This is a genomic window from Microbulbifer zhoushanensis, from assembly GCF_021729055.1.
Taxonomy (GTDB): domain Bacteria; phylum Pseudomonadota; class Gammaproteobacteria; order Pseudomonadales; family Cellvibrionaceae; genus Microbulbifer; species Microbulbifer zhoushanensis.
In genome coordinates, this window is sequence record NZ_JAJSAO010000001.1 from 166,961 (window position 1) to 178,178 (window position 11,218).

9 protein-coding genes are annotated in these 11,218 nt (G+C 61.8%); 1 reads left to right on the plus strand and 8 read right to left on the minus strand.

Going from position 1 to position 11,218, the window contains the following annotated elements; all coding sequences use genetic code 11:
• Positions 1 to 44 precede the first annotated feature (44 nt).
• The 4 genes from LVD10_RS00725 to metH form a co-directional block, all read right to left on the minus strand.
• On the minus strand, positions 45 to 599 hold the full coding sequence (locus tag LVD10_RS00725; protein ID WP_232942273.1) for a DUF934 domain-containing protein: 555 nt from the start codon (positions 597 to 599) through the stop codon (positions 45 to 47).
• Positions 586 to 2,244, minus strand: a complete 1,659-nt coding sequence (locus LVD10_RS00730) for a nitrite/sulfite reductase (protein ID WP_237061388.1) — start codon at positions 2,242 to 2,244, stop codon at positions 586 to 588. Before LVD10_RS00730 ends, LVD10_RS00725 begins: the two co-directional genes overlap by 14 nt.
• 510 nt (positions 2,245 to 2,754) lie before the next feature.
• On the minus strand, positions 2,755 to 3,012 hold the full coding sequence (locus LVD10_RS00735) for a DUF2970 domain-containing protein (RefSeq protein WP_237061390.1): 258 nt from the start codon (positions 3,010 to 3,012) through the stop codon (positions 2,755 to 2,757).
• A gap of 23 nt (positions 3,013 to 3,035) precedes the next feature.
• Positions 3,036 to 6,731, minus strand: coding sequence for a methionine synthase (gene metH / locus LVD10_RS00740; RefSeq protein WP_237061392.1), 3,696 nt, complete (start codon positions 6,729 to 6,731; stop codon positions 3,036 to 3,038).
• Between the two features lie 296 nt (positions 6,732 to 7,027).
• Between metH and nfuA the strand changes: the two genes are divergently transcribed.
• Positions 7,028 to 7,630: a Fe-S biogenesis protein NfuA gene (gene nfuA, locus LVD10_RS00745; protein WP_232942281.1), complete on the plus strand. Its 603-nt coding sequence runs from the start codon at positions 7,028 to 7,030 to the stop codon at positions 7,628 to 7,630.
• Between the two features lie 74 nt (positions 7,631 to 7,704).
• On the opposite strand, the gene LVD10_RS00750 is transcribed toward nfuA, so the two are convergent.
• The 4 genes from LVD10_RS00750 to LVD10_RS00765 form a co-directional block, all read right to left on the minus strand.
• Complete coding sequence (locus LVD10_RS00750; RefSeq protein WP_237061394.1) at positions 7,705 to 8,697, minus strand: endo alpha-1,4 polygalactosaminidase; 993 nt, start codon at positions 8,695 to 8,697, stop codon at positions 7,705 to 7,707.
• A gap of 449 nt (positions 8,698 to 9,146) precedes the next feature.
• A complete protein-coding gene (locus LVD10_RS00755; RefSeq protein WP_232942285.1) occupies positions 9,147 to 9,290 on the minus strand; it encodes a DUF3096 domain-containing protein in 144 nt (47 codons plus the stop codon).
• Positions 9,291 to 9,427: 137 nt separating this feature from the next.
• Positions 9,428 to 9,883, minus strand: coding sequence for a thioredoxin TrxC (gene trxC, locus LVD10_RS00760; protein ID WP_237061396.1), 456 nt, complete (start codon positions 9,881 to 9,883; stop codon positions 9,428 to 9,430).
• Between the two features lie 133 nt (positions 9,884 to 10,016).
• Positions 10,017 to 11,090, minus strand: a complete 1,074-nt coding sequence (locus LVD10_RS00765; RefSeq protein WP_232942289.1) for a 3-deoxy-7-phosphoheptulonate synthase — start codon at positions 11,088 to 11,090, stop codon at positions 10,017 to 10,019.
• Positions 11,091 to 11,218 lie beyond the last annotated feature (128 nt).

Below are 11,218 nucleotides of genomic sequence, written 5' to 3' on the forward strand. Positions count from 1 at the left end.
GACCAGGGGGAGGGAGGGGCCCGTCGTCGCCGACGGGCAGGGTGTTATCCCGCCAGGGGGCGGCGGCGAAAGATGGGCCGGGATTCGTCCACGGCGGCCTGGTAGCTGTCGCTGAAGTCATGCAGGGACGGGAGCAGGTCTTCCAGGGACTCCTCGCCCTCGTAGGCATAAGCGTCAAAACCGCAGCGGCGCAGGTATGTCAGCTGGTCGCGGATAAAGGCGCCCACAGCACGCAGCTCGCCGGTAAAGCCAAAGCGCTCGCGCAGGAGCCTGCCAGTGGTAAAGCCGCGGCCATCGGCGAACGCCGGGAAATGCACGGCAACCAGGGGCAGCTCGCGGGCCGCCTCACCGAGCAGGTCGGCGGTCTCGTTGCTGTCGAGCCATACGCCGATCTCCCCGCTGCGGTCGGACAGGTCCTCGCGCAGTCGTTGCCAGACCGGGAAAGGCAATATGACCTTGCCCGGAGCCAGCGTATCGGCGGTGATCTCCGGGGCCTCATCGCTGGCTGGCAGCAGTCGCCATTCATTACTGGCGACAGCGCCACCGCGGATCAGCTGGGCCGGGTTCTGGGGTTGCGGTCCGGCTTTAGGCTTTGGCATAGACTCTCTCCTTGAATGGCTGCAGGCCAATGCGCTGGTAGGTATCCAGGAACAGCTCGTCCGGGCGGCGCTGCTCCACGTAGATATTGAGGATTGTGCCGATCACGTCGGGGACCTCGGCCCGGGAGAAACTGGGACCCAGCACTTTGCCCAGGCTGGCATTCTCCGACGAGCTGCCCCCCAGCTGCACCTGGTAGAACTCCTCTCCCTTCTTGTCCACGCCGAGGATGCCGATATGGCCCACATGGTGGTGGCCACAGGCATTCATACAGCCGGAGATGTTCAGGTTCAGGTCACCCAGGTCGTAGAGGTAATCCATATCGTCGAAGCGGCGCTGGATCGCCTCTGCCACAGGGATCGACTTGGCGTTGGCCAGTGAGCAGAAATCGCCGCCGGGGCAGCAGATCATGTCGGTCAGGGTACCGATATTGGGTGTGGCAAAACCATGCTTGCGGGCGGCCTGCCACAGGGCCTGGAGCTCGTCCTGCTGCACGTCTGCGAGCACCACGTTCTGGTCGTGGGTGACCCGTGCCTCACCAAAGCTGAACCGGTCAGCCAGGTCGGCAATGGCCTCCAGCTGGGAATCCGTTACGTCACCCGGCGGCACGCCGGTGGGCTTGGTGGACAGCCGCACGGCCCGGTAACCGGGAACCCGGTGCGGGAAGGTGTTGCGTTCCAGCCAGCGTGCAAATGCCTTGTCGCCATCCGCCTGCGCCTGCAGGTCGGACTCCGTCGCGGCGGCATCAAACCGGGCGTAATCCGGGGCGTCGAAGAATGCGCGCGCCCAGTCGAGGGCCTCGGGCGTCAGGCGGTCGGCGCCGTCCCTGATCTGCTCCCATTCCCGCTCCACGCGGCGGCCGAACTCTTCAGGGCCCAGGGCCTTGACCAGGATCTTGATGCGGGCCTTGTACTTGTTGTCACGGCGGCCCAGCTGGTTGTAGACCCGTACAATGGCCTCGAGGTAGGACAGCAGGTCCTGCTCCGGGAGGAAGTCCCGGATCAGCTCCGCAATCACCGGGGTGCGGCCCTGGCCACCACCCACATAGACCTGGAAACCGATCTCGCCGTCGCGCTCGATGACCTGCACCCCGATATCGTGTACCCGGATCGCGGCCCGGTCTGCCTTGGCGCCATTGACGGCTATCTTGAATTTGCGCGGCAGGAAAGCGAATTCCGGATGGAAGGTGGACCACTGGCGGATCAGCTCGCAGTAGGGCCGGGGGTCGGCGATTTCATCGCGGGCGACGCCGGCGTAGGGGTCCGAGGTGGTATTGCGGATGCAGTTACCGCTGGTCTGCACCGCATGCATTTCGACTTCCGCCAGCTCGGCCAGGATTTCCGGCACATCCTCCAGGCGCGGCCAGTTGAATTGCAGGTTCTGGCGGGTGGTGAAGTGGGCATAGCCCTTGTCGTAATCGCGGCTGATGCGCGCCAGGCGTCGCAGCTGGTCGCTGTTCAACAGCCCGTAGGGCACGGCAATACGCAGCATGGGGGCCAGGCGCTGGATATAGAGGCCGTTCTGCAGGCGCAGTGGCAGGAACTGCTCCTCATTCAGTTCACCGGCAAGGTAACGCTCGGTCTGGCCGCGGAACTGCGCCACGCGTTCGCCGATGATGGTCCGGTCCCGTTCGTCATATCGATACATAAGAGCTTGATTCCATTGCCTTTTTTGCGCAATCCGGAGCAGCGGGAAAAGCTCCGCTGATTCTCCGATGGCGCATAACATACCAGCGCGCTTATGCAAAAAATAACAATATTTTTTGCTAAATCAGTAACTAATGGTTATATGCAAGACGGGGCCGGACAGGCCCGGGGCCGGTGCTGTGCGCCACCCGCTTGCGCTGCCTGTGGCTATTTGCTCTACTTGGCTGACCGTTGCAAAACGGCCACAGCTACCTGAATAAGAATAATGCGTAAGCGGAGTTTTCCGATGAGTGAAGAAGTAGTTGTATCAAATGATAGCGATAATGCTGTAGATGCCATCGCCGCGGTGGCGCTGGTTGCCATTTTTGTGGTCACCTGTGTTTACTGGGTAGCTTCCCAGTAAGCTGCCACAGCCCCCAGCCGCCCGGGTAGTTGCGGTACCGGGTGGGCTGATCACGCCCCTGCGATTCCTGCCTCCCGCTGGCAAGCCCGGTGACACGCGTCGCTGGTGTCAGCCCATGTTTCCCAGCACCAGTTTCACCACCAGCACCAGTGTCAGCACGAACAGGCCGGTGAAGATAATGCCGGCGGCAATATAGGTCTTGATATTCCCGCCGCGGAAGTCGCGCTCGCGATTCCTGCTGCTCTGGACTCCGATAGCGGCGGCCAGGGTGCTCAGCACGACCTGGCCGAATGAGGGGGGCTTGCCTTGCGCTTCAGCGTCACGCTGCCCATCCCTGTCCCGGTTTTCCTGTGGCTCGTTCTGCATGGGGCTCGATTCCCGTTCATTGCTTAATCGTCGAGATTGGGGCGCAACCAGCGCTCCAGTTCCTGCTCGCCCATGCCCTTGCGTTCGGCGAGGCTCGCCAGCTGGTCGCGGCCGATTTTGCCAACATTGAAGTATTTTGCCTCCGGGTGCGCGAAATACCAGCCGCTCACCGACGCCGCCGGCATCATGGCGAAGTGGGAGGTCAGGCTGATACCGGCGTTTTCCCCGGCTTCCAGCAGCCGGAAGAGTGTCTCTTTCTCGGTATGGTCCGGGCAGGCCGGGTAACCCGGGGCAGGGCGGATACCGGTATAGGCCTCGCGGATCAGCTCCTCGTTACTCAGGGATTCGTCCGGGGCGTACCCCCAGTAGTCGGTGCGCACCTGGCGGTGCAGGTGCTCGGCCAGGGATTCCGCCAGGCGGTCCGCCAGGGCCTTGACCATGATTGCGTTGTAATCGTCATGTGCAGCCTCGTATTCCGCCGCCAGCTCGTCGGCGCCGATACCGGCAGTCACGGCGAACCCGCCCACATAGTCGGCCACGCCGGAGCCCACAGGTGCAACGAAGTCCGCCAGGGAGCGACACAAGCCATCGCCGCCGCGCTTCTGCACCTGCTGGCGCATCTGGTGGAGTCGTGCCAGCTCGGTGGTACGGGACTCATCGCTGTAAACCACCACGTCATCGCCGTCGCTGTTGGCCGGCCACAGGCCGATCACTGCACGGGCCCGCAGTAGCTTTTTGTCGATAATCTGCTGCAGCATCATGCGGGCGTTCTTGTACAGGTCTGTGGCTGCCTCGCCGACCACTTCATCGTTGAGGATGGCCGGGTACTTGCCGGCCAGGTCCCAGGAGATAAAGAAAGGCGTCCAGTCGATGGTGTCCACCAGGGCGTCCAGGGGAATATCGTCGAGCACGGTGACGCCAGGCTTGCGGGGGGCCGCCGCGGTGTAGCCCTGCCAGTCGAATTGTGGCGCCGCGGCCAGCGCCTCTTCGTAACTCAGGCGCTTGTCATTGCGCTTGCGGTTGGCCGTGCGATGGCGAACTTTCTCATACTCTGCGCGGATGCCCGCCACGTAACCCGGGCGGTGCTCGTCCGAAAGCAGGTTGCTGGCAACGCCCACTGCCCGCGAGGCGTCGGGAACGTAAACCACCTGGTTACGCTTGAACTGCGGCTCGATCTTCACTGCCGTGTGGGCCTTGGAGGTGGTGGCGCCGCCGATCAGCAGGGGCAGGTCGAAACCCTGGCGTTCCATCTCGGCGGCAACATGGACCATTTCGTCCAGGGAAGGCGTGATCAGGCCTGACAGGCCGATAATGTCGCAGTGTTTTTCCCTCGCGGTCTGCAAAATGGTCTCTGCGGGGACCATCACGCCCAGGTCGATCACCTCGAAGTTATTACAGGCCAGCACCACGCCCACAATATTCTTGCCGATATCGTGCACATCGCCCTTGACCGTCGCCATGAGGATGCGGCCATTGGGCTTGGTGTCGGCGGTCTTCTCCGCCTCGATATAGGGCTGCAGGTAGGCCACTGCCTGTTTCATCACGCGGGCCGACTTGACCACCTGGGGCAGGAACATCTTGCCCTCGCCAAACAGGTCGCCGACCACGTTCATGCCGTCCATCAGCGGGCCCTCGATCACCTCCAGTGGCCGGCTGGCGGCCTCGCGGGCAAGCTCGGTGTCTTCCTCGATATAGGTGGTGATGCCCTTGACCAGCGCGTGCTCGAGGCGCTTGTTGACTGGCCACTCGCGCCAGCCCAGGTCCTCCTTGCGCGCCTGGCCGGCACCATCGCCGCGATATTTTTCTGCTATCTCCAGCAGCCGCTCGGTGCCGTCCAGTCGCTTGTTGAGGACCACGTCCTCGACGTGCTCGCGCAGTTCCTGCGGCAGGTCGTCGTAGACCGCCAGCTGGCCGGCGTTGACGATGCCCATGTTCAGGCCGGCCTTGATGGCGTGGTAGAGGAATACCGAGTGGATCGCCTCCCGCACCGGATTGTTGCCGCGGAATGAGAAGGAAACGTTGGAGACCCCACCACTCACCTGTGCACCCGGCAGGTTCTGGCGAATCCAGCGGGTGGCCTCGATAAAGTCCACCGCGTAATTGTTGTGCTCATCGATACCGGTGGCGACGGCAAAGATGTTCGGGTCGAAGATGATATCGCCCGGGTTGAAGCCCACCCGGTCCACCAGGATCCGGTAGCTGCGCTCACAGATTTCCCGCTTGCGCTGGAATGTGTCCGCCTGGCCTTTCTCGTCAAACGCCATCACCACCACAGCGGCGCCGTAACGCAGGCACAGGCGGGCCTTGTCGACAAAGTCCTCTTCGCCTTCCTTGAGGCTGATGGAGTTCACGATCGGCTTGCCCTGGATGCACTTCAGGCCGGCCTCGATAACCTCCCACTTGGAGGAGTCCACCATAAACGGCACTTTGGCGATTTCGGGCTCGGTGGCGGCCAGGTTCAGGAAGCGGCGCATGGCGGCGACCGAGTCCAGCATCGCCTCATCCATATTGACGTCGATTACCTGGGCACCGTCCTCCACCTGCCGGGCGGCCACCTCCAGCGCGGTGTCGTAGTCGTCGTCGAGGACCAGGCGCTTGAAGCGCGCAGAGCCGGTGACATTGCAGCGCTCCCCCACGTTGACGAACAGGGAGTCCTCGTCCACGGTAAAGGGCTCCAGGCCCGACAGGCGCAGGGCTGGCTTGATCTGGGGGAGTTTGCGCGGCGCGATATCGGCCACGGCAGCGGCGATGGCCGCGATGTGCTCGGGGGTCGTGCCGCAACAGCCGCCGAGGATATTGATAAAGCCGCTGCGGGCGAACTCCGCCACGATCGCCGCGGTCTCTTCCGGTGTTTCGTCGTACTCTCCAAACTCGTTGGGCAGCCCGGCGTTGGGGTGGGCAGAAACATGCTCGGCGCAAACCCCGGAAAGGGCCTCGACATAGGGGCGCAGTTCGGTGGCGCCCAGGGCGCAATTCAGGCCGACACTGAGCGGCCGTGCGTGGGCAATGGAGTTATAGAATGCCTCGGTGGTCTGGCCAGACAGGGTGCGGCCGGAAGCATCGGTGATGGTGCCGGATATCATGATCGGCAGTTCGTGGCCCAGGTCGTCGAACAGGCTGTGCAGGGCGTAGATGGCGGCCTTGGCGTTCAGGGTGTCGAAGATGGTCTCGATCAGGATCAGGTCACTGCCGCCCTCGATCAGCGCGCGCCCGGCCTCGCGGTAGTTCTCCACCAGTTCGTCGAAAGTCACATTGCGGGCACCGGGGTCATTGACGTCCGGGGAAATACTTGCGGTACGCGAGGTGGGGCCCAGTACACCGGCGACCCAGCGGGGCCGGTCCGGTGTCGCCACCTCATCGGCCACGCGCCGGGCCAGCTCTGCAGCGGCGCGGTTCAGCTCGGGAACCAGGTCTTCCAGGTCGTAATCGGCCTGGGACAGGCGGGTGGAGTTGAAGGTGTTGGTCTCGATAATGTCGGCGCCTGCCGCCAGGTAGTCGCGGTGGAGGCGCTCGACCAGCTCCGGCCGCGTGATCACCAGCAGGTCGTTATTGCCCTTGAGGTCGCCCTGGTGGTCGGCGAACCGGGCGCTGCGAAAGTCGTCTTCCTGCAGTTTCTCCCGCTGGATCATGGTGCCCATGCCGCCGTCCAGGATAACGATGCGCTGGGCGAGCGCAGACTGGAGTTGCTCGAGGCGTTCACGGCGGGACTGCTGGGACATTGACGATTCCTTGCTAAGCATTCGGGTCTGGACCGGTGTTCGGGCTGCCTGGCTCTGGGCCATGGGCTCTGAACCTTTGTGGTCGCTGAGTCATTTCAGGGCGGCCATATTAACACGGAGGAGCCCGCCTGCATTGCCCGGAAAGTGATTGGGGTTCGATATAACCGCTTGATCTTAAAGGGAAGTTACTGGTTATTTGGGCGGATTTGGTGCGATCTGGCGACTGCCCAGGTTTAACTCGGGCGCAAGTGAGAGTAAAATACCCGACAAGGAAACTCGGTTATTTGAGAAGTTATATGTCACAAGAACCTGCAGAACTGAATGTCACCATTACAGAGTCCGCCCGGGAGTACCTGCGCGAGCTGCTGGAGAAGCAGGATTGCGAGGGCATCGCCATACGCATGTTTGTCTCCAATCCGGGTACACCGAACGCAGAAACCTGTATTGCCTATTGCCGCCCGGGCGAGGAACAGGAAGACGATGTAATGATGGAGCTGGACGGCCTCAAGGCCTTCTTCGAGGGCCGTTCTGTGCCGTACCTGGACGAGGCCAAGGTGGACTACTCCTCGGACAAGATGGGTGGCCAGCTGACCATCCGTGCGCCCAACTCGCGCATGCCCAAGATCACTGATGACAGCCCGATCGAGGACCGCATCAATTATGTCCTCTACAACGATATCAACCCTGGCCTCGCTGCCCACGGTGGCCAGGTGAGCCTGGTGGAGTTCACCGAGGACAACTATGCGGTCCTGCAGTTTGGTGGCGGTTGCCAGGGCTGCGGCATGGTGGATATGACCCTGAAAGAGGGTGTGGAGAAAACGCTGAAGGAGAAGGTTCCGGAAGTGGTCGGGGTGAAGGACATCACTGACCACACCGACAAGTCCCAGGCTTACTATTGAGCCGTCTCCAGGCATGAAACGAAAGGCGGGCCCCAGGGGGCCCGCCTTTTTTTTGCCGGTTCATGCCTCCGGGATTATTCCTCCTCAAAGAACTCGTATTCATCCACGTAGTCGAGGTAGACCCCGTCAAACGCGGAATCCAGGATCCGGTCGAGATAGTCATCGCCTGAACCGAACAGGATGTCCCGCCACCCGTCCTCCCAATAGCGCACGTGGTAGTTCCCCGGGTTACCGGCCACTTCCTCCACCAGCCAGGTTGGCGGGTTGGTGGGCCAGCTGTTCTGCCAGTAAAAGCGGTTGCTCTCGGCCTGGCCGATGCTCATGTAGGCCAGCAGGAGTCGCCGGCCTCCATCGGGCTTGAGTTGCAGCTGTTGCAGCTGGGCGGCGGTATACGGCTGGCCGTTGAAAAAGAAATCCAGGATCAGCAGGTCATAGTCCGTTGCGGCGAGCGCATCGATAAGCTCCTGGCGCGTGGAATAAAGCCGGGGGTTGGTCAGGTGCAGGAAGTTGCGGGCCTGCGCCAGCGTATCGATATCGCGGCGATTCAGGCCGGGGATCTCGGCCGGGTAGTCCGGGATGCTATCCAGCTGGCGACTGGGGGCCACAAAGCCGGTAAAACCGGCATCCTCGATCAGGCGATACGCTTCGTCGATATTGCGCTGGCTGTTGGCGAAGTCGGTTACCAGGACAGTGATACTGGCATTGTCGACCGCCAGGTCGAGCAGGTCGCGCAGCCGCTGGCTTTCCTCATCGGGCGTTGGCTGGTCGACGTTTTGGGCACCGAAAAACAGTCCCTCGACCCCGAGGCCGTCCACCGCATCCAGGTAGGCCCCCTGGATTGTCCCGGTGCTCCGCCCGTCACTGGTAACCAGTCCGGTGCCACCCTGTGGGACAACAATAAAGTCCTCTTCGATATCCCTGGCGTAGGTGCTGATGTCCCGCACCAGGTTGCGCATGTCGATGCGGTAATTGCGTTTTTCGGTCTGGAATCTGAACTCGGGCAGATCGTCGAAATCGCAGGCGACCAGTAGCAGTGGTACCAGCAGTAACACCAGGTATCTTTTCAATTCTCCTATCTTCCCTGTTCCGCCCCGGTTAATGCCTCTCCGTCCCCACGCAGAATTTGCGGGCGCTCACGTGGCTGTCTGGCAGTGTTCCGGGCTCGTCGTTGGCGCGCTATTGCCAGCACCCCGGTTTCGACATCATAGCTGCCTGAAACACTAACAGGAGAAGCGTGGTGATACCTGATGCGGTGCACATTTCTGGTCCTGGCGGAACCCGGGGGTGCGGGCCAGGCCGCTCGCTGCTCTCTGGTTACCGCGTCGTGGGGATTCCAGGTAGCACAGTACGGCAAGGGGCGAGAGGTTGGGTTGGAGGGGGATGGCGCCAGTAGTCCGGGAAAGCACCAGCGGGGTTTGGCTATGCGGGAGGTGTTACGGCTCCCGCCAACCGGCATGCACCGGGACTGTGGACCCGGTACACACGGTTGCTGAACAAGCTGTAGGACGCAGGTGGGTCAGATGTGGATGTTGAGAATCTGGATCAGGCCGATGGCAATGAGGTAACCGGCAACGATGTAATTCAGTAACTTCGGCTTGATCAGAATAGCCACGCCAGCCAACAGTGCGAGAACAGGAGCGAGTTCGAGGTGTAAGGTCATATCAAATACCCTTTGGTGTTGTTATGTGCCAAGAGGGTAAACGCTGATTCGTAAATGAAGCAAGCGACCGTGTGGTGATCTCGGGATTTCGCAAGGGGCGGGTTTACCCGCAAGGTGGGGCAATCGTTCCTGCAGTGCTATAAGCCGAGAGTAGCCAGCTGTTGCTCCAGCCATTGCTGGAATTGTGCCCGGGGGAGGGCGCCGGAAAGCCGCGTGAATTCCTTCCCACCATAGAACAGCACCAGTGTGGGAATGGAGCGAATCTGGTAGTTCGTGGAGGTCCGGGGGTTGGCCTCCGTATCGACTTTGGCGAATATGACGCGGGTCGCCATTTGGCTGGCTACGTCACTGAAGACCGGTGCAAACTGCTGGCAGGGCCCACACCAGGAGGCCCAGAAATCCACCACCAGAGGCAGTCCGGTTTCGCCGACCAGGCGACCGAAATTGGCGTCCCACGCGCTTATGGGTTTACCGGTGAGCAGCCTCGTGCGGCACTTACCACACAGGGGGCGGTCAGCGAGCCTCTGTGGGGGAATCCTGTTGATGGCACCGCATGCGGGGCAGAGTATTTGCAGGGGAGATTTGTCTGTCATGCCGGGGTCCCTGTTGGCGCAGCCAGGCAAATAATGGCAAGCCAGCCCCGGGGGTTCAAGTCGGCCCCGGGAGAGGTATGGGAAGGCGGTTGAGGGAGGGGGCAGGCCCGTTGGCGGGCCCGCACGGGAGGCACTAGCTGTTCCGCGCCTGCAGGGGATCGCGCAGTTGTTCCGCCATCTTGAGCAGCAGCGATTCCGTGGTTTCCCAGTCGATGCACTTGTCGGTAACAGAGACGCCGTACTCCATCTGGCTGTGGTCCTCCAGGATCTTCTGGTTACCCGCCTTCAAATTGCTTTCCACCATGATGCCAATGATGGAATTGTTGCCGTCGATGATCTGGTGCGCGACATTCTCCACCACCAGTGGCTGCAACTCGTGGTTCTTGTTGGAGTTGGCGTGGCTGCAGTCGACCATGATGTTGGGGACCAGGCCGGCTTTCTCCAGTTCCTGTTCGCACATGGCGACACTGACGGAATCGTAATTGGGTTTGTCGTTGCCCCCACGAAGTACCACGTGGCCATAGCGGTTGCCGGCGGTATGGATGATGGAAACCTGGCCGTCCTTGCTGATACCCAGGAAGCGGTGGGGGTTCGCGGTGGACTGCAGCGCATTGATGGCCACATCCAGGCTGCCATCGGTTCCGTTCTTGAAGCCCACAGCGGAAGACAGGCCGCTGGCCATTTCCCGGTGGGTCTGGGATTCGGTGGTGCGCGCGCCAATGGCAGACCAGGAGATCAGGTCCTGCAGGTACTGCGGGGAAATCGGGTCCAGCGCCTCGGTGGCGGTAGGCAGGCCCAGCTCGGCGATATCCAGCAACAGCTTGCGACCGATATGCAGTCCGTCCTGGATCTTGAAGGAATCGTTCAGGAAGGGGTCGTTGATCAGTCCCTTCCAGCCAACCGTCGTGCGGGGCTTTTCAAAGTAGACACGCATGACAATCAGCAGGGTATCGGAGACCTGGTCGGCCACTTTTTTCAGGCGCTGCGCGTAGTCGATGGCGGCGTCGACGTCGTGAACAGAGCATGGGCCGATTACCACCATCAGGCGATGGTCCTTGCGGTCAAGGATATCGCGTACGGCGGCGCGACCGGCTGCCACGGTTGCCTCGGCGGCCGGGGACACCGGCAGCTCGGCCTTGAGCTGTTCGGGGCTGATCAGGATTTCCTGGGAGACGACATTCAGGTCGTCGAACTGCTGTGTGGTCATGGTACTAACTTTCGCTGTTACTCTCTGTGGAACCGGCCCTGTTGAACCGTGCCTGTTATACAGGGCCGCGCCGCGACCCCCAGGGAAGGCATATCCTACTCACAGCCGGCGACAAGGGCGAGTGTTTC

Bases quoted from the DNA above. Each gene is read 5' to 3' on its own strand.
- LVD10_RS00725 (WP_232942273.1), bottom strand. From the start codon at position 599: ATGCCAAAGCCTAAAGCCGGACCGCAACCCCAGAACCCGGCCCAGCTG.
- LVD10_RS00730 (WP_237061388.1), bottom strand. From the start codon at position 2,244: ATGTATCGATATGACGAACGGGACCGGACCATCATCGGCGAACGCGTG.
- LVD10_RS00735 (WP_237061390.1), bottom strand. From the start codon at position 3,012: ATGCAGAACGAGCCACAGGAAAACCGGGACAGGGATGGGCAGCGTGAC.
- metH (WP_237061392.1), bottom strand. From the start codon at position 6,731: ATGTCCCAGCAGTCCCGCCGTGAACGCCTCGAGCAACTCCAGTCTGCG.
- nfuA (WP_232942281.1), top strand. From the start codon at position 7,028: ATGTCACAAGAACCTGCAGAACTGAATGTCACCATTACAGAGTCCGCC.
- LVD10_RS00755 (WP_232942285.1), bottom strand. From the start codon at position 9,290: ATGACCTTACACCTCGAACTCGCTCCTGTTCTCGCACTGTTGGCTGGC.
- trxC (WP_237061396.1), bottom strand. From the start codon at position 9,883: ATGACAGACAAATCTCCCCTGCAAATACTCTGCCCCGCATGCGGTGCC.
- LVD10_RS00765 (WP_232942289.1), bottom strand. From the start codon at position 11,090: ATGACCACACAGCAGTTCGACGACCTGAATGTCGTCTCCCAGGAAATC.